This window comes from Halonotius terrestris (assembly GCF_006861665.1).
Taxonomy (GTDB): Archaea; Halobacteriota; Halobacteria; order Halobacteriales; family Haloferacaceae; genus Halonotius; species Halonotius terrestris.
Map to the genome: position 1 here is coordinate 269,218 of NZ_RKLU01000004.1, position 17,887 is coordinate 287,104.

At 64.7% G+C, this 17,887-nt stretch carries 20 protein-coding genes; 12 read left to right on the forward strand and 8 right to left on the reverse strand.

Features of this window, described 5'->3' with window-relative positions:
• Window position 1: 1 nt before the first annotated feature.
• The gene (locus tag EGH24_RS10940) at window positions 2-1,228 is read right to left on the reverse strand and encodes a polymer-forming cytoskeletal protein (protein ID WP_449271760.1); all 1,227 of its coding nucleotides are present in this window, start codon (window positions 1,226-1,228) and stop codon (window positions 2-4) included.
• A 321-nt stretch (window positions 1,229-1,549) separates the two neighbouring features.
• Between EGH24_RS10940 and EGH24_RS10945 the strand changes: the two genes are divergently transcribed.
• Window positions 1,550-1,750: a DUF5800 family protein gene (locus EGH24_RS10945; RefSeq protein WP_142980174.1), complete on the forward strand. Its 201-nt coding sequence runs from the start codon at window positions 1,550-1,552 to the stop codon at window positions 1,748-1,750.
• Window positions 1,751-1,827: 77 nt separating this feature from the next.
• Window positions 1,828-3,009, forward strand: coding sequence for a redox-regulated ATPase YchF (locus EGH24_RS10950; RefSeq protein ID WP_142980175.1), 1,182 nt, complete (start codon window positions 1,828-1,830; stop codon window positions 3,007-3,009).
• 38 nt (window positions 3,010-3,047) lie between these two features.
• On the opposite strand, the gene EGH24_RS10955 is transcribed toward EGH24_RS10950, so the two are convergent.
• The 4 genes from EGH24_RS10955 to EGH24_RS10970 are packed head-to-tail and all read right to left on the reverse strand — an operon-like array spanning window position 3,048 to window position 4,819.
• Window positions 3,048-3,521, reverse strand: coding sequence for an FKBP-type peptidyl-prolyl cis-trans isomerase (locus EGH24_RS10955; protein ID WP_142980176.1), 474 nt, complete (start codon window positions 3,519-3,521; stop codon window positions 3,048-3,050).
• Window positions 3,522-3,581: 60 nt separating this feature from the next.
• Window positions 3,582-3,827: a type II toxin-antitoxin system HicA family toxin gene (locus EGH24_RS10960; RefSeq protein WP_142980177.1), complete on the reverse strand. Its 246-nt coding sequence runs from the start codon at window positions 3,825-3,827 to the stop codon at window positions 3,582-3,584.
• Entirely contained in the window at window positions 3,824-4,123 is a 300-nt protein-coding gene (locus EGH24_RS10965; RefSeq protein WP_142980178.1) for a type II toxin-antitoxin system HicB family antitoxin, read from the reverse strand. Before EGH24_RS10965 ends, EGH24_RS10960 begins: the two co-directional genes overlap by 4 nt.
• A 60-nt stretch (window positions 4,124-4,183) precedes the next feature.
• Window positions 4,184-4,819: a DsbA family oxidoreductase gene (locus EGH24_RS10970; RefSeq protein ID WP_142980179.1), complete on the reverse strand. Its 636-nt coding sequence runs from the start codon at window positions 4,817-4,819 to the stop codon at window positions 4,184-4,186.
• A gap of 111 nt (window positions 4,820-4,930) precedes the next feature.
• On the opposite strand from EGH24_RS10970, the gene EGH24_RS10975 reads away from it, so the two are divergent.
• Complete coding sequence (locus EGH24_RS10975; protein ID WP_142980180.1) at window positions 4,931-5,707, forward strand: methyltransferase domain-containing protein; 777 nt, start codon at window positions 4,931-4,933, stop codon at window positions 5,705-5,707.
• Window positions 5,708-5,720: 13 nt separating this feature from the next.
• On the opposite strand, the gene EGH24_RS10980 is transcribed toward EGH24_RS10975, so the two are convergent.
• A complete protein-coding gene (locus tag EGH24_RS10980) occupies window positions 5,721-6,479 on the reverse strand; it encodes a DUF429 domain-containing protein (RefSeq protein ID WP_142980181.1) in 759 nt (252 codons plus the stop codon).
• A gap of 98 nt (window positions 6,480-6,577) precedes the next feature.
• Between EGH24_RS10980 and EGH24_RS10985 the strand changes: the two genes are divergently transcribed.
• The 5 genes from EGH24_RS10985 (at window position 6,578) to EGH24_RS11005 (ending at window position 11,598) form a co-directional block, all read left to right on the forward strand.
• A complete protein-coding gene (locus EGH24_RS10985) occupies window positions 6,578-6,898 on the forward strand; it encodes a cupin domain-containing protein (protein WP_142980182.1) in 321 nt (106 codons plus the stop codon).
• Between the two features lie 2 nt (window positions 6,899-6,900).
• Window positions 6,901-7,491: a flavin reductase family protein gene (locus tag EGH24_RS10990; protein ID WP_142980183.1), complete on the forward strand. Its 591-nt coding sequence runs from the start codon at window positions 6,901-6,903 to the stop codon at window positions 7,489-7,491.
• A gap of 87 nt (window positions 7,492-7,578) precedes the next feature.
• Window positions 7,579-8,565 carry an ABC transporter ATP-binding protein gene (locus EGH24_RS10995; protein WP_142980184.1) on the forward strand — a complete coding sequence of 329 codons (987 nt, stop codon included), beginning with the start codon at window positions 7,579-7,581 and terminating at the stop codon, window positions 8,563-8,565.
• Window positions 8,562-10,505 carry an ABC transporter permease subunit gene (locus EGH24_RS11000; RefSeq protein ID WP_246057966.1) on the forward strand — a complete coding sequence of 648 codons (1,944 nt, stop codon included), beginning with the start codon at window positions 8,562-8,564 and terminating at the stop codon, window positions 10,503-10,505. The genes EGH24_RS10995 and EGH24_RS11000 overlap by 4 nt, the downstream gene beginning before the upstream one ends.
• Window positions 10,498-11,598, forward strand: coding sequence for an ABC transporter permease (locus tag EGH24_RS11005; RefSeq protein ID WP_142980185.1), 1,101 nt, complete (start codon window positions 10,498-10,500; stop codon window positions 11,596-11,598). The genes EGH24_RS11000 and EGH24_RS11005 overlap by 8 nt, the downstream gene beginning before the upstream one ends.
• Before the next feature lie 37 nt (window positions 11,599-11,635).
• Here EGH24_RS11005 and EGH24_RS11010 read toward each other — a convergent pair whose 3' ends face one another.
• On the reverse strand, window positions 11,636-12,526 hold the full coding sequence (locus EGH24_RS11010; RefSeq protein WP_142980186.1) for a mechanosensitive ion channel family protein: 891 nt from the start codon (window positions 12,524-12,526) through the stop codon (window positions 11,636-11,638).
• Window positions 12,526-12,771: a YhbY family RNA-binding protein gene (locus tag EGH24_RS11015; RefSeq protein ID WP_142980187.1), complete on the reverse strand. Its 246-nt coding sequence runs from the start codon at window positions 12,769-12,771 to the stop codon at window positions 12,526-12,528. The genes EGH24_RS11010 and EGH24_RS11015 overlap by 1 nt, the downstream gene beginning before the upstream one ends.
• Window positions 12,772-12,975: 204 nt before the next feature.
• Here EGH24_RS11015 and EGH24_RS11020 point away from each other — a divergent pair, with 204 nt between their 5' ends.
• The 4 genes from EGH24_RS11020 to EGH24_RS11035 all read left to right on the forward strand — a co-directional run bounded on the left by EGH24_RS11020 (window position 12,976) and on the right by EGH24_RS11035 (window position 17,880).
• Window positions 12,976-14,148, forward strand: coding sequence for a tubulin/FtsZ family protein (locus EGH24_RS11020; protein WP_142980188.1), 1,173 nt, complete (start codon window positions 12,976-12,978; stop codon window positions 14,146-14,148).
• A 54-nt stretch (window positions 14,149-14,202) separates the two neighbouring features.
• Complete coding sequence (locus EGH24_RS11025; protein ID WP_142980189.1) at window positions 14,203-15,735, forward strand: tubulin/FtsZ family protein; 1,533 nt, start codon at window positions 14,203-14,205, stop codon at window positions 15,733-15,735.
• Between the two features lie 93 nt (window positions 15,736-15,828).
• Window positions 15,829-17,160, forward strand: a complete 1,332-nt coding sequence (aroA, locus tag EGH24_RS11030) for a 3-phosphoshikimate 1-carboxyvinyltransferase (RefSeq protein WP_142980190.1) — start codon at window positions 15,829-15,831, stop codon at window positions 17,158-17,160.
• Between the two features lie 60 nt (window positions 17,161-17,220).
• Window positions 17,221-17,880 carry a hypothetical protein gene (locus tag EGH24_RS11035; protein WP_142980191.1) on the forward strand — a complete coding sequence of 220 codons (660 nt, stop codon included), beginning with the start codon at window positions 17,221-17,223 and terminating at the stop codon, window positions 17,878-17,880.
• Window positions 17,881-17,887 lie beyond the last annotated feature (7 nt).

A 17,887-nucleotide genomic window follows, 5' to 3' on the forward strand; every position in this document is an offset into this window, starting at 1 on the left:
GTCAGGAATCCGCAGTCGAATCGGGGTCGGTCCCGTCGCCGTCGCTTTCGAGTTCGATATCGTCGCTTTCGGCGTCGGTGATGATGACCGCGCCGTCGTCGGTGTCGTTGTTCTCGTCGGCCGCGTTGTCACCGTTGTCGCTGTCAGCATCGTCAGAATCAGCCTCGGTAGCGTTAGGTTCGGATTCGGCCGTGTCGTCGGCAGCGTCGCCGTTGCCAGCGAGGTAGTGGCTGCCAACCGTTTGCGCCGTCTCGGTGTCGGGTTCGGCTTCCTCGTCGTCAGTTGCAGTTTCCGGATCGGCGTCCGATTCGCTGTCGACATCGTCACCGACGGTGTAGGCGGCACCGACCGGATCACTGGCTTTTGCAGGAGGCTGCTCGTCGGTGTCGGCAGTTTCGTCAGTGAGGGTGTCGTCGGCCGACTCCTCCTCAGCTGCGTCGTCGCCAGTCGTGTACGCCATCTTGGGCCCTGAATCCGCATCGACTTCGGCGGCTGCGTCCGGGTCTTCCGTGTCCGCGTCCGCTGAATCACCGTCGTCAGCAACATCGCCATCGTCGGCCGCATCCGCCTCGGCGTCATCGCTCGCTTCCTCCTCGGTTCGGCGGATCAGTTTCATCTCGCCGCGAGCCCGGAGCGTGCCGTCGACTTCGGCTCCCTCGTTGACGACGAGGTCCTCGCAGGCGACATCACCGCGGATGTGGGAGCCAGCGGCGAGGGTGATCGTCCCGCCGCGGGTCGTTACGTCGCCGATGACGACCGTATTCTCACCGACCTCGATGTCGTCGCGGGCGCGCAGGCTGCCGAAAACGGTCGTGTTCTCGCCGATGACGATGGATTCGGCGCGGATGTTGCCGTGGAGCCGGCAGTTGTCGCCGATCTGGGCCGGCGTCGAGACGCGCCAAGCGTCGTCGGAGATTTCGGCCCCGCGGGGGACGACGAGCGGTGATCGCTCTTCGATCCCCTCGCCGGCGAGTGCGGAGGCGAACTCGTCGGCTTTGTCGGTATCGCCCATCCGGAGGAACTGCGAGAGGATGATGAAGTAGAAGACGAGGACGGGCACGGGGTTCCGGGTGACGATCCAACCGTTNGCCTCGAANCCCTCCTCGATNNNNACGTCGTCGCCGATGTCGAGNTCNCCNGANACNANCAGCTGGCCGCCGATGTGGACGCGCTCGCCGAGATACGCGTCCTCGCCGACGAGCACGTTGCCGGCCACGTCACACCACATNTCGAGCCGNCAGTCGCCGTCGGCCTCGATNTNGCNNCCGAACNCGACGCGTTCGCCGGCAGCGATGGTCCGACCCCGCAGCCCGAAATCCACGGTGCTGTTGCTCCCGATGAGGATGTCGCCGTCGGTGACGACATCGTGTTCCTCGACGGTCGTCTCGTCGGGAATCTGCAGCTCATCGAGCGGGTTCTGCGGGGGGTTCACAGGCCGATACAGCACGCCGCGACTATTAAACGGTCCGCAAGACAGGTGGCTGACGCTCCGCTCCCTGTCGCCGACAGCCTCGTGTCGTTTTTATCATTCGGGAGCAAGTGTCCGGGTATGACCGCGCTTTCTTTCGATGAAACCGGCGTCGATGTCGTCTACAACGGGACCGAGTTCCGCCTTGAGAAGGATCTCATCGAGGACGCGATCCAGAAGCCTTACCCCGACATTACGGACCACGAAGTGCTGCAGATCGTCGAGGAGACACCCGATCTCTCCGGTGAGCCCCAGCAGATCAGCGACATCATCTACGAGTAGCTGGCAGTCCGGCACTCCACGGCCGCAACCACGGCGTAGACCGAAAGACAGTTTCCAGCCGTCGAGGAAGGAAGGGTATGCTCTCTCTCGCGCTCGCGGGGAAACCCAACGCGGGCAAATCGACGTTCTACACGGCGGCGACGCGCGCGGATGTCGATGTCGCCAACTACCCGTTCACGACCATCGACGCCAACCGCGGCGTCGCCACGGTTCGCACCGACTGCCCCTGTCTCGAACTTGAGGAGCGATGCGAGAACGACCGCTGTCACGACGGGGTTCGCTACGTCCCCATCGAACTCTACGACGTGGCGGGCCTTGTCCCCGGAGCGCACGAGGGCCGCGGCCTCGGCAACCAATTCCTCGATGAGTTGACGAACGCGGATGCGATCCTCAACGTGCTGGATGCCTCCGGCAGCACCGACGAGGAGGGCGAACCCGTCGAGCCCGGGAGCCACGACCCGGTCGAGGACGTGGAGTTCATCGAACAGGAGATGAACCAGTGGCTGACCGGCATCCTCGACCGCAACTGGGAGTCAGTCGAGCGCAAATCCCGTTCGCCCGATTTCGACATCAACGACGCCCTCACCGACCTCTTGACCGGCTTCGGCGCGACGACCGCTGACGTGGCCGCTTGCCTGCGAGATATCGAGTATCCCGAGGACCCGATCCAGTGGGAGGATTCGGACAAAGAGGCCCTCGCCGCGGCGGTTCGCGCCCAGACGAAACCGATCATTCTCGTCGCCAACAAGGTCGATATCGCCGATGACGAAACGCTCGAACGACTCCAGGAGGCCGCCGAGATCGTCATTCCCGCGACGGCCGACGGCGAACTCGCGCTCCGCCGCGGCGTCGAGGCTGGCGTCGTCGACTACAACCCCGGTGACGAGGACTTCGAGATCGTCGGCGATATTAGCGACGAGCAGGCCGCCGGGCTTGAACAGATCCGTGACGTGATGGCCGAGTACGGCGGCACCGGCGTCCAGACCGCGCTCAACGCGGCCGTCTTCGACCTGCTGGACCACATCACTGCCTTCCCGGTCCAAAACGAGACGAAGTGGACCGACGCGCAGGGCAACGTGCTCCCCGACGCGTTCCTGCTACCGGAGGGATCGACGCCGACGGATCTCGCGGCCGCCGTCCACACCGACATCGCAGAGGGCTATCTCCACGCCGTCAACGGAAAAACGAAACGGCGGATCTCGGATAGCTACGAACTCGAAGACGGCGACGTTATCAAGATCGTCAGCACGGCATCGTAGTTGGGAGCCTTCCCCACCAACTGCTCGTCAGCGACGCCTTACCAAGCGTCTATAATCTCGATTTCGAACTCCAACTCTTTCCCGGCGAGTTCGTGGTTGAAGTCGACTTCGACGGTGTCCTCACTGACTGCGGTCACGTCGCCGTGGAAGCCGTTTTGCGCGTGGACGTGCATCCCGACTTCGGGTTCCCTGCCGACCATGCCCTCGAACGTGTCGGGGTCGTACTCACGGACGCGTTCGGGGTCGAACTCGCCGTAGCCCTGCTCCGGCGGGATGGTGATCGTTTCGGTGTCGCCGACGTTCAGCCCGATGACACCCTCTTCGAGCCCCTCGATCACTTCACCCTCGCCGACGTTGAACGATAGCGAGGTGTAGTCGTCTTCCTCGCTCTCTTGGGCCTCCGCGAGGCCGTGTTCCGTGGCGACCTCGTAGCGTGAGGTGTCGAAAACGCTGCCATCCGGGAACCTGCCGATGTACTCGATAACGACGGTGTCGCCCGATTCGATAGCCATACCGGCGGTCGGGCCAGCGGACAAATAAATCCGGTCTTTGGCGTGGCCACCGAGTCTTGGTTAGCTGTTGCGGTCGATCCACGCACAGAACGCGTCGAAATCGAGCGCGCCGCACTGATCGGCAATATTCCGAAGCGTTCCAGTCGCAAGCTCGTCGTGCATCGGGACAGTCACAGTTCGAAGCTCACCCGTCTCCGGGTGTTCATACCGTAACTGGAGATGGCTGCCCGTACGATCAACAGGATAGTAGCCGTTATCGATCAGCACCGCGGCGACGGTCTCGCCGGAAAACTGCCGCCGTGTCATTCCTCGTTGCCGTCGAACCACGGCACATCGGGGACACCCGCTTCGTCGGGCACTGTGTCAGGATCGATCCCTAAGTCGCGGAGGTCGTCGTCGGTGACGGGTTCTCCGATCTCACCCTTGTGGAGACTCACAGCCTCGTCGATCATTTCGAGGGCGTGCTCGCGGGTTTCACCCTGCGTGGTGACGCCCGTCTCCTCGTCGGTGACGATCCACATCTCACCGTCGTCGGACCGCTTCAGTGTGATGTGTGTCGGCGGGGACGGTTGCTCACCTTCTTCGCCCGTCTCCGTGCTCATACAGGATCGTAGCGCGTTATTCGCTAAAAGGGTTCGCCACGGACCATTCGGCGGTACGGCCTACGCCTCGCCTTCGACGAGCCGTTGCAGGTGCTCCGGCGGGACCGCACCGCGGGCGGCGTAGCCGTCGTAGGCGAACGTCGGCACGCCCGTCACGCCGGCCTGCTGGGCGGCGACGAACTCGTCGGTCAGTTCGTCACGAACTGTCTCGTCGTCGAGTGCGGCCGCGATCTCGTCGGCGTCGATCCCAACGTCGTTTGCGAGGTCAACGAGGACCTCCTCGCGCCCAATATCTCGTCCTTCGGTCCACAGCGCAGCGAAGATCGCCTCGTCGAAGGCCAGCCACGTCTCGTAGTCGTAGTGTGCTTTGACGTAGTAGCTGGCGACCTGTGCGTTCAGCGAGTCGACCCCGGTAGCGAGATCCATCGCCATCTCGACATTGTATTTTTCCTGCAGGCGGCGCACCGACTCCTTGGCCTGCTCGAAGTACTCGTCGTCCTTGCCGTCGTCGACCGAGTGGTCGATGCTGCCGTCGGCGTTGCGTTTCCCGCTGCGGAGGTCGAACGGCTGCCAGTCGATTTCGAGGTCGCCATCGCGGTCGGCTTGGTACCGCGAGAGGGATTCCCGACCGAGATAGCAGAACGGACAGACGTAATCGGAGTAGACCGTGATCGTTTCGGCCTGTTGAGTGCTCATATCTTTCCTAGGGGCGTTGGCTACAAAAACAAGCGGGTGGGCTGTCCCGGCGACGCACACCCGGCTGCATCAACACGAAATATAAGCGACTCGGTGACAGCAATAAGACAGATGCCTGACTCGGACCCAACGACCAACGAGTGGGACGGCAGCGACTACGACGCGACCTGTGATTTCGTTCACAACGCCGCCAGCGATCTCGTCGACGTACTCGACCCACAGCCCAGCGAGCGCGTGCTCGACCTCGGCTGCGGCACCGGCCACCTGACCGAAGCGATCCGCGAGCGCGGCGCGACCGCCGTCGGCATCGACAACGCCGAATCGATGATCGCCGAAGCCCGCGAGCAGTATCCAGAGTGTGAGTTCGTCCACGCCGATGCCCGCAGCTATGAGCCCGACGGGTCCTTCGACGCGGTCTTCTCGAACGCCGCGCTCCACTGGATTCCCGACGCCGATCAGGACGCACTGCTCGACACCGTCGCCGACGCGCTGGAGCCGGGCGGCCGGTTCGTCGCCGAATGCGGCGGGATCGGCAACGTCGCGGCGATCAGAGCGGCCGTCGCCGACGCCCTCGCCGAGCGTGGCTACGACAGCGACAACCCATGGTATTTCCCGAGTATCGGCGAGTACGCCAGCCGACTCGAAGCCCACGGCTTCGAGGTCAGAATGGCGGAGCTGTTCGACCGACCGACGACGCTGGAGGGTGGTGACGGCGGGCTTCGCGAGTGGCTCGACATGTTCGGCGACCCTGTCTTTGGCCCGCTCTCGGAAGCCGAACAGAAAGCGGTCGTCAGCGATGTCGAAGACGCGCTCCGTGAGGACCTGTTCCGCGATGGCTCGTGGATCGCCGACTATCGGCGGCTGCGGTTCGTCGCGGTCAAACCCTGATACGAGTCCGTCGCTACCGCTCGGCGAGGGCGACGAACTGCTCCCACGGCGGCTCGATATCGGGGACGACGATCTGTTTTGGTAATCCGGACGCGTCGTGCGGCGGCTCAGCCGGCAACGACGTGAGTGGGTACTGTCCGGCAGCGACCAACACCAGCGCGTCGATGATGTCGTCGCGGGCGACGTGTTTTCGGTAGTAGTCGTCGAGAGCAGCCTCGTAGCAGTCCCGCCAGCCATTGAGTTCGCTATCAAGAACCCCGAATCGTGCGGCTCGACCCTTCGTTGTCGATTTCGGCTGCGCAATCGGATATCCGTCGTTGAGCGCGGCGAAACAGCACTCAGGGTGGCTTTCGACGAATTCGACATCCGGTGAGTTCGCAGTGAAGAACTCATTTACTTCGGCGATTTTTGGTGTGATGTTCCACGCCTGCTTGGAGAGGCCTGAACCAAGCTGCTCGTCTTGGAGTGCGTTCGCACGGTCGTAGCTGGCATCGTCCTCACGGGCGTGCTCAACAACCTTCTGACAAGGTGCGGGGAATACCGACCGTCCACGCGCGCCAAGATATTTGCGTGCTTCAATATCGCACTCACGTGGGTCAGTTTCGGAGAGTCCAATCGGTATATCAACCAATATTCGGTTGGCGGCCGCGTGATCATCAACAAGGTCTTCAAAGCTGTCGTAGCGGTCGCTATTGAGCGTACCTGCATCGGTCGTCCGGACCGCGAACCAACCACCGGTACAACCGTCTACACCGACCACAGACTCACTCATAGTTGTACTTGTTATCCCGACAACAAGATCGTACCGACCGAGGATGAATACAGGAACCGTCGAAGAGTACTTTCCACTCGCCGCCGAATGTCGGATCGATGTCCTACACGAGAGTCGATTACGAGGACGTAGAGCCGGTCGGCGGCGGCCTCCGGTTCCTGCGGGAGCCGCTGGGCTGTGAGCAACTCGGTATCTCAGTGCTGGACTGCGAGCCGGGGTGGAGCGGCAAACTCCACGATCACAGCGACCAACAGCAGGAGGAAGTGTACGTCCTCGTCGAGGGCGCGGCGACGATCACCATTGACGACGAGGCCGTGCCGCTGGAAGCCGGCGAGGCGATCCGCGTCGATCCCGACAGCGAGCGGCAGATCCACAACGGCGACGCGCCGAGCCAGTTCGTCCTCGTCGGCGCGCCGTAGCGATGGCGACGCTCGACGGCGCGCCCGACGACTTCGGCTCGGCCTACCGCCTGCTGTCGACGGCGATCACACCCCGGCCAATCGGCTGGATCTCGACGACGAGTACGGAGGGCATCGACAACCTCGCACCGTACAGTTTCTGTAACGTCGTCGCTATCGAGCCGCCGGTCGTGATGTTCGCGCCGGTCGGCAGCGACGACCTGAAGAATACACCACAGAACGTCGCCGACACCGAGGAGTTCGTCCTCAACACCGTCACCCACGACCTCGTCGAGTCGATGAACGCCACGAGCGCGACGCTGCCGGCCACCGAAAGCGAGTTCGACCACGTCGACATCGACCGCGCCGAGTCGGTCGTCATCGACCCGCCACGCGTCGCGGCCGCGAGAGTTGCCTTAGAATGCGAACTCTACGACTGGATCGAAGTCGGCGGGAGCGTGCTGATCCTCGGTGAGGTCGTCCACGCCCACGTCGACGAGCGCGTTCTCACCGACGACAAAATCGATATCGCGGATCTCGATACGGTCGGTCGGCTCGCCGGTAGCTACTACGCCTCGACACGGGATCGGTTCTCGCTGGACCGGCCATCGTAGCCGATGCAGGAGACGCCGACGAGGCCCCGATATTATCGCTGATAGTTGCAGCCGTGTGTTTTAGTGCGCCGCGGTGGCACACCAAGTATGATCGAAGTGTCGGGGCTGCGGAAGACCTACGGCGATTTCGCCGCCGTCGTCGGCAGCGAGTTCGAGATCGACCGCGGGGAGATCTTCGGCGTCGTCGGCCCGAACGGTGCGGGGAAGACAACGACGCTGAAGATGTTGGCCGGGCTCATTGAACCGACCGCGGGCACTGCGACCGTTGCGGGCTACGACGCCGGCGACCCCGAAATGCGACACCAACTCGGCTTTTTGCCCGAAGAATCGCCGCTCTATGAAGACATGACGGCCCGCTCGTATCTCCGGTTTTTCGCGGACCTCTACGACGTGCCGCGCGACGTGGCGAGCGACCGGATCGAATCGACGCTCGACCGGCTTGAACTCGAATACCGCGACCGCCGGCTCGGCGACGTCTCGAAGGGCATGAAACGCAAGGTCGCCATCGCCCGCTCGCTGGTCAACGATCCCGACGTGCTCATTTACGACGAACCCGCCAGCGGGCTCGATCCGCTGACGACAAACTCGGTACTGGAGTTCACCGAGGAACTCCGCGAGGAGGACAAAACCGTCGTCTTCAGCGCGCACAACCTCTATCACGTCGAGAGCGTCTGTGACCGCGTCGTCATCATGAACGAGGGGCGGATCATCGCCCGCGGCTCCGTCGCCGAAATCCGCGAGGAACACGGCGATACGACCTACCACGTCTACAGCGATATCGACCTCCCTGAAACCGAGCTGACCGCCGACGGCCGGCACCGCGCTGTCGTCGAGACGATGGCCGACGTCGAGGAACTGCAGGACGCCGCGAAAGCCGCAGGCGGCAGCGTTACTGACATCCGGACCGACGAGCCGAGCCTCGAATCCATCTTCCTCGAACTCACGGGCCAACAGATGCCGAGCCCGCGGACGGCGACGGGGACTGACGCAGCGAGTGAGGCAGGCGGTGACGACGCTGAACCGATGCCCGACGCGAGCGAGGAGCCGCCGAGCCAGCCGGAGGGGCCGCAGTGACGCGCCGCGACCGGTTTCGGGCGATCCTTTCGACGGCCGCCCGCCGGCTGCGGCGGATTCGCCGGATCGCCCGCTGGGAGATCGCCCAGAGCACCGCCAGCTACAACCGCCGGACGCTGCTGATCGCAATCGTCCTCGTCGGCGTCGTCGGCGGAGTCGCCGCGGCCGCGCTCTCGCTGGGCGTCGCCTCGCCGTCGCCGAACACCGACATCTACCGGATCGGCATCGACGACGACAGCCCCTACAACCAAGTGATCGAGGACACCCCCGCACTGGTCGCCCGACCGCCCGACGCAAGTGCCCTCGACCGCGGCGAGATCGACCTGCTTGTCGGATTCGTTCAACAGCCGCAAGCCCCAGCGGGTGAGCCACAGCCACCGCCGACGCTTCTCGTCGAGCGCGCGCCGAGCGACAAGGGCAACGCCGCGCTGACGGCGTTTCGGTCGGCCGTCCAGTCCTACAACGACCGCCTGATGACGCAGGAACCTAACGCCACCGCCGCCTATCCCGTCGTCGTCGAACTCCGGTACACGCCGCAGGCGGGCGACGGCGCGGGAAGTTTAGTCGGCAACGATGACGAGCCCGTCGCCGAACTCGGCAACGATACCGATGGAACGGGCGACGGCGATAGCGGTGACGACGGTAGTGGCGATGGCGACGGAAGCGATTCGGATGGTGGCAGCGACGGCGGTGATGGCGATGATGGCGGGAGTGACACGCCAGAGCAGTCGGCTCCAGATATCGATTCCGACGACGGCTCGCTGCTCGACCGCGCGCTGTTCGGCGGCAGCACCAGCGGCTCGCCCGCCGAGATCAGCCCGCCGTTCCCCTTCGCCTCGTTGCTGTTGGCGTTCCTCTTCCTCGTGCCGATGAACTTCATTATTCAAGCCTATGGCAGCAGCATCCTCAACGAGCGGATCAGCCGCCGCGGGGAGCTGTTGTTGGTCGCGCCGGTCGAACGACTGGATATCGTCGCCGGCAAAACGCTGCCGTATATCGCCGTTGCGGTCGCGGTGACCGCCGGGATCGCCGTCGCCATCGGCGGCAGCCTGCTGTCGGTGCTGGCGGTCGTCCCCATCGCGCTGACGTTCCTCGCGGCAACCTTCCTCGGCGCGATGTTCGCCCGGTCGTTCAAGGAGTTGACCTTCGTGACGGTGACGATCACCACGTTCCTGACGACCTACGTGTTCGTCCCCTCGATCTTTACGAACGTCACGCCGATCGCACTCATCTCGCCGCTGACGCTCGTCGTCATGGAGCTACAGGGTGAGGCCGTCGGCCTCGGGAGCTACGTCTTCTCGACCGCGCCGTTCTACCTCAGCTCGGGCGTGCTGTTCATGCTCGGAACGGGCGTCTACCGCGAGGAGGACATGTTCACGCAAAAGCGAGTACCGCTAAAATTCCTCGACGCCCTCGATGCCCGACTCAGCGGCGTCGCCTCCGTCGGCGTGTTGACCGCGCTGTTCCTCCCCTTCGTGTTCGTTGCCGAGTTGCTGGCGATCGCCGTGCTGTTCATCGCGCCGATCGAGCTCTCGATCCCGCTGATCCTCGTCGTCATCGCCGCCGTCGAGGAGGTCGCCAAGAGCATCCACGTCTTCGCTGGCTTCGAGAGCGACCGCTTCGACCGCTCGGCGACAACCGCCCTGCTGCTCGGTGCGGTGTCGGGCGTCGGCTTCTTCATCGCCGAGAAGTTCACCGTTATCGCACAGGTCGTCGGCCTGCCGGACCTTGCGCTCGGCGAAGCGGCGTTGCAGCCGGCGGGCGTGACGCCGTCGACGACGCTGTTGCTGCTGGCAGGGCCGTTGGTGTTGCACACAGTCACCGCCGGTATCTCCGCGCTCGGCGCGCGGCGTGATTTCCGGTGGTATCTCGTCGCGCTGACGGCGGCGACGGTCGTCCACGCGGCGTACAACTTCGGGGTGGTGACGCTCTATGGATGAGCCAGCATGGCTGCAGGAGAGCCGCCACCGACTCGCCGACGCGATCAGCGACCAGCGAGCCACGATTGCGAAACGCGAGTTGTGGGTGCTCGGCCGCGAGAAGACGATCATCCTCGCGCTCGTCATCCAACTCTTCATCGCCGGGTTCTCGGGCTTCCTCGTTGTCGGGCTCGTCTCGCTGTACGATCCCGGCAGCGTTGAAGGCTACCAGATCGACGCGGCGGTGACCGGCGACGCGAGCGACGAGATGTTGGCGGCGATGGACCAGCGAGCCGCCGTCAGCGGCAGCGAATACTCGACGACAGCCGACGCGTTCGAGGACTTTCAGGCTGGCACGGTCGATGCGGTGTTTGAGGCGAATCAGCGGGAGGGCCGGATCGAGGTGGTGATGACCGCCCCCGAGGGCAGCATCGAGACGACGCTGATCGTCTCGGAGAGCCAAGAGACCTTACGCACGCTCGAACGGCAGGTCCGCACCCAGCGGGCCGATGATCTCGTGAACCCGCCGCTCGCGTTGCCGCCCGACACCGGTGGCAACCCGTACTACGATTTCACGTACACGATCCTGCTGCCGCTGTTGGTCTTCCTGCCGGTGTTCATCAGCGGCTCGATCACCGTGGACTCGCTGACCGAGGAGGCCGAACAGGGCACCCTTGAGTTGCTCCGGGTCGCGCCGGTCACGATGGTCGATATCGTCGACGGCAAGGCGGCGGCGATGATTGCCATCGCGCCGCTGCAGGCGATGCTCTGGTTGGCGTTGCTCGCGGTCAACGGCGTCGCCGTCGCCAACGCGGGCTGGCTGTTCGCGCTCGTCACCGCGGTGACGACGATCGTGGTCGCGCTGTCGGTGGCGACAGCCTTGCTCGCGCCGGATCGCCGCTCGGCGCAACTGCTGTTCTCGGTCGGCATTCTGCTGTTCTTCGGCGGGGCGACGCTGCTGCCCGGCGGCCCAGCGAACACGGCCGCGCGGCTGGCGATCGATAGCGCGACAGGGTCGACCCGGCTGGCAGTCGCCGTCTACGGCATCGTCGCCGTCGCCGCCGCGGTCGCCGTCCGGCGGCTGGCGATGCGGATCGATCCGAACACGTTGTAACGGCGCAATCCGTTCAGCGGCCGCCGTCGGTACTGGGTCAATCGGCGTCGGCGATCTCGGGCGGCGCGGCCATTTCGACGCCGCCGGAGAGTTCCCGCTGCGGGAACGGGATGGTGATCCCTTCCTCGTCGAACCGCTGTTTGACCCGTTTCACGTACTCACTGCGCGTCCGGACGAAGTCGGACCGCTTCGGCTGGGCGATCCAGACGCGTGCCCGGAGCCCGACGGCGGAGTCGCCTAATTCGGTGAGCCGTACCGACGGCTCGGGGTCGTCGAGGATGTCAGGGTGGGATTCGGCTTCCTCGACGATGATCTCGCTGGCCCTGTCGATGTCGTCGTCGTAGCCGATCCCGAACAGAAAATTCAGTCGGAGGGTGTCGCCGTCGACCGGGTTCTTGACGACGCCGTCGGTCAACGCCGAGTTCGGGACGGTCAACAGCTCGTTGTCGAAGGTACGGATGCGAGTGACCCGGAAGCTGATGTCCTCGACGATGCCGGAATGCTCGTCCCACTCGATCCAGTCGTCGATCCGGAACGGTCGGTCGGTGAAAATGAAGACGCCCGCAACGAAGTTCTTGATCACGTCCTGTAGCGCGAAGCCGATCGCAAGGGTCGCCGCCGCGGCGATCGTCGCCAGCGACGTGAGGAAGCTGCCGAACCCGGCCGCGCCGAAGGCGACCGCGACAGCGACAAAGACGATGAAGACGCCGACTAGCTTCTTCAGCGGGCGGGCGGCATGTCTTTCGAGACCGCGGCTGGTAAACACACGATCGACCAACGGGACGACAATGAGTCGCCCGGCAAGCAGGACGGCGAGGAAGACGCCGACGAACGTGAGCCCCGAGCCGATGAGATCCGCCGCCGGGACCCCGAACTCCGCGAGGATGTTGCCGATGACGGTATCGGCCGCCTCCGGTGGGGGCAGCATTATCTGAGGACGGCGGTGTTGCCGCGGGTTTCGATCAACTCGGCGTCGACGTTCTCGGCGAGGTCGGCGGCGAGCGTGTCGGTGTCGTCGGTCCCGCGGGCCGCTCGAAGGAACTTGACTTTGACCAGTTCGTTGTCGCCGAGTTGGTCGGCCAACTCGTCGGTGACGGAATCGATGCCGTTCTTACCGACCCAGACGGTCACGTCGAGATTGTGGGCTTGCTTTCGGAGGTCGTCGGAAACCATTATGCGCTGTCTACCGGCCGCCCGGGTTTCAAGCTTTAGATCAGCGGAACGTAGCCGACGATAGCGACCCTGCGTTCCCGGAGGGAGGGATCATATTTTGCCGCTTGTATCGGTTAACCTAACATAGGTTAATAAACCCTGAGTCCCTGAGTGTCAGTAACGTATGGTCTCACTACTACGTGGTAGACTTCAGAGGAGTCACCAATGAAACTCGCAACGATCGGCGTTGGCAACGCAGGCAGCAAAGTCATCGACCGGATGGTGGAGTTCGAGCAGGCGACCGGGCGCGATCTCTGCCGCCACACGCTCGTCATCAACACCGCGCGAACTGACCTCGCCAAGCCGGAACACGTCCCCGAGGACCGGCGACTGCTGATCGGCGAGACACACAAAAAGGCCAAAGGGCACGGCGTCGGCGGCGACGCCGCGATCGGTGCGGAAGTGGCACAGACGGAGATCGACGACATCCGTCGTATCTTCGACGACGTTGAGATCCACGAGGTCGACGCGATCCTCGTCTCAGCCGGGCTCGGCGGCGGTACGGGCAGTGGTGCCGCGCCGGTCGTCATCGAAGAGCTCCAGAAGATGTACGATGAACCGGTCTACGGCCTGGGCCTCCTACCGGGCAAATACGAGGGCGGCCGGCCCGCACTCAACGCCGCACGGTCGCTGCAGTCGTTCGTCAACAAGGTCGACAACTTCGTCGCCTTCGACAATGACGCCTGGCGGTCCCGCGGGCAGACCATCGAAGAAGGCTACGAGGACATGAACCGCGAGCTGGCGACGCGGATCGTCACGCTGCTGGCCGCGGGTGAGGTCGACGACAGCGAGATCGGCGAGAACGCGATGGACTCCAGCGACATCATGCGGACGCTGGAGGTCGGCGGCGTCTCCTCCATCGGCTACGCCTCGACCGGCGTCAACACGCCTGACGACGGCCTACTGTCGCGGTTCAGCGACGAGGAAGTCTCCGAGTTGGAGTCGACCGACGCGGCGAAGATCAAAGGTCTCGTTCGGCGGGCAGTCAACTCCCGGCTGACCGTCCCGTGTGACGTATCGAGTGCCGAGCGCGCGCTGATCGTCTTCGCCGGGCCGCCGTCGGAAATCTCCCGAAAAGGCGTCGAATCCGCCCGCGACTGGCTCGAACAGGAGACCGAAACGGTCGACGTGCTGGCCGGCGACGACCCGCGGCCGAACTCCGATACGCTGGCGGCGGTCGTCCTGCTGTCGAACGTGACCGACACGCCGCGGATCAAGGAGATTCAGGACCAAGCGGTCGACGCACAGAACACGATCCAACAGCAGGAAGCTGTCCGCGAGGAGGAGATCGAGTCGCTGATCACCGACGATGACAATGATCTCGACCCCATCGTCTGATCACGCCGGCCGACGGCGAGCGGCGACCGGCACGCGCTCGTCGGAGGGCAGTGAATGAAGCTGTCGCTGTTCGGGGTCGGCAACGCGGGCACACGGCTGGTCGACCAGCTGTTGCAGGCGGAGGCTGAGACGGGTCGAAACTTCACCGACGGCAACGTGCTGGCGTTCAACACCGCCGCCGAAGCCTTCGGCGAGACCGAGGCCCTCCCCGAGGAGCGACAGATCCTGATCGGCGACACCCATTCGGCGGTCAACCAATACGTCGAGCCGAGCCAAGACGGTCCCGACACCGACGCCGCCAGCGCGACCCAACGGGATTCGGCCGGCGTCGACGGCGACCCCGAACTCGGTGCGACCGTTGCCGACGACGAACTGCCGGAGATCCGCCGCGCGCTCGACCTCGTCGACGACACCGAGGTCGACGCCGCGATGGTCGTCGCCGGCTTCGGCGGCGGCACCGGCTGTGGCGTCAGCAGCGTCCTGCTGGAAGAACTCAAAAGCGTCTACGAAATCCCGGTCTACGTCCTCGGCGCACTGCCGTCGACGCGGGAATCCGATGAGCGCGCGCTCACCGCTGCCCGAGCCGTGCGGACGTTCGTGCCGCTGGCCGACGCCGTCCTGCCCGTCGACAACGACACGTGGGCACGGAGTACGACACCGCTCGACGAGCAGTACGAGGAGATAAACGAGGCGATCGCCACCCGCGTCCTGTCGGTGTTTGCAGCCGGCGAATCCGATCCCGGCGTTGTCTCGGAAATGCGGATCGATCCCGCCGACGTAATGCGAACGCTGGATGTCGGCGGCCTCGCCTCGATCGGTTATTCGACAATCGAGGTCGACAACAGCGATGAGGGGCTGGTCGCTCGGCTGATGCAGCTGTTGGGGCTGGCCGACGAGACGCCGGACAATCAGACCGACGCGGCGACAGTCAAACGACTCGTCCGCAGCGCGTTGGAGTCGAAACTAACCATCCCGTGTGATATCGAATCGACTGACCGCGTCCTCCTCATTCTCTCAGGCCCGCCGAAAGACATCTCCCGGAAAGGGTTCGAAACCGGGCGGTACCTCCTCGAAGAGAAGACCGGCACGGTCGAAGTGCTGGCCGGCGACGAGCCGATGCCGAACGCCTCGGAGATCACGGCGACAGTGCTGTTCTCGAACGTGACCGACGTGCCCCGGATCGACGAACTGCAGGAGCGAGCGGTCACCTACAAACAGGAACAGGACGCCGAGACGGAAGCGATCGACACCACGACCGCTGTCGAGGGAGCCACGGCCCTCGATTCCGATACGTCGGAGTCGGAAGCTGACGACGACGACGAGGAGCAGCCGTTCGAGTTCCACGGCGACGGCGACGAACGGAGCGAGAACGGTGACGCCAGCGGCGGCGACACCGGCACTGAAACGGAGGCGACCGAAGACGAATCCGAGAGCGTCGATCCTGATTCGGCCGAAGACGAGGCTGACACCACCGCAGCCGACACTGATTCTGACGACGACACGACCACTGCGGACGACGACACGACCACTGCGGACGACGACGAAACCGAAAAAGAAGCGGCTGCGACTCCCGACGAGCGCGAGTAGCCGGAGTCACAGCGGCGACAGTTTTTGTGAGCGTTCATCGGCGACGCCGACGCGCTCCGGTATCCTGATAGCCCCCCGCCCGAATGCCGGCGTATGGACGTTCACATCTCTCCCTCCGCACTCGGGGGAACGGCGCGCGCACCACCATCGAAAAGCTACACCCACCGCGCAATTCTCGCGGCCGGCTACAGCGACGGCGCGACGGTCTACGACCCACTCGACAGTGCCGACCCGCGAGCGACTCAGCGGGCGGTCGAGGCCTTCGGTGGCACCGTCGAAGCCGCTGGCGACGACGCCCTCGAAATCACCGGGTTCGACGGCGTGCCCGAGGTGCCGGATAACGTGATCGACTGCGCCAACAGCGGGACGACGATGCGACTCGTCACCGCGACGGCCGCGCTCGCTGACGGTGGAACCGTCCTCACCGGCGACGATTCGTTGCGCTCGCGGCCACAGGGGCCGCTGCTCGACGCGCTCACTGACCTCGGCGTGCGCGCCGAAAGCACCCGCGGCAACGGGCAGGCCCCGCTGGTCATCGAGGGGCCGCTGGCTGGCGGCACGGTCGCCATCCCCGGCGACGTGTCCTCGCAGTACATTTCCGCACTACTCATGGCCGGCGCGGTCACCGAGGAGGGGATCGAACTCGAACTGACGACCGATCTCAAATCCGCGCCCTACGTCGATATCACGCTGGAAGTCCTCGAAGACTTCGGCGTCACCGCCGAACCCGTCGGCGCGACTGGCACGGGCGGCGTTCGCTCGGCCGGCGCGGACGGCTTCGTCGTCGAGGGCAACCAGACCTACGCCCCGGAAGACGGCGAGTACCACGTTCCCGGCGACTTCTCGTCGATGTCCTATCTCTTGGCCGCAGGTGCGGTCGCCGCCGGCGACGGCGAGGAAGTCGTCGTCGAGGGCGCACAGCCGAGCGCGCAGGGCGACAGCGCGATCGTCGAAATCCTCGATTCGATGGGAGCCGATATCGCGTGGGACAAAGACGCCGGCGAGATCACCGTCTCGGGGTCGTCGCTGTCGGGGACGACCGTCGGCGTCGGCGACACGCCGGACCTCCTGCCGACGATTGCGACGCTCGGAGCCGTTGCGGAGGGCGACACCGTCATCGAGAACTGCGAGCACGTCCGGTTCAAGGAGACCGACCGCGTGAGCGCGATGGCGACCGAACTCGAAAAGTTGGGCGCGTCAGTCACCGAAGAGCAGGCGACGCTGACGATCCACGGCAGCGACTCGTCGCTGTCGGGGGCGACCGTCGAGGGCTACCACGATCACCGCGTCATCATGTCGCTGGCGGTCGCCGGCCTCGTCGCCGACGGGACGACGACCGTGACCGGAGCCGATCACGTCGACGTGTCGTTCCCGAACTTCTTCGAGGTGCTGTCGTCGCTCGGTGCGGAACTTAGCCGCGAGTAGTCGGCGACAGCGAGGTGAGATCGACAATACGTTTTTTACTACAACCGCTGTGGTACGGGTATGGTGGGTCACGCGCTGGCGACGGGAGCAGTAACTGCCAGCATCGCGTCGATCCCGGGCAGCGGTATCGACATCGGCACCGTGCCCGGCAGCGGGATCGACCTGCTCTCGGTCGGTGCGGTCGTCTTCGGCATCGTCGCGCTGTTGGGCTACGGGATGCTCACGCTGGTAGTCGGCTGGCTCCTGATCTCGAAGGCCAAGTCGGCAGTACGCGCGATCGACAAACAAGTCCAACGGAAGCCGGTGCGGTCAGCCGGCTTCGGCATCGCCGGGGTGATCGCCGCAGCGGGTGGGTTCCTGCTGACCGGCGTCGTCGTCGGGACGCTCGTCGATATCGGCGCGCCACTACAGGTCAACGGACTGCTGTTGGTGGCGATCCTCGCTGGGTTCCTGCTTGTGGTCGTGACGACTGCCCTCGGCAACATCATCGCCGGCAGTTTCCTCATCCGACAGTTCACCGACGGCCTGCCGAAGCTGTGGCTCGCACTCGTTGGCGGCGCAGTTGTCGTCGGAATCTTGTCGCTGCTTCCGGTGGTGAAGCTCGTCGGGCCGGCGGTGACCATTCTCGCACTCGGCGGCGGGGTCGGGTGGCTGTGGGAGCGATGGGGCAGCGGCTGGTGGACCAACCTCGATATCGACCTCTTCGAGCCCGGCAACTGAGGCAGAT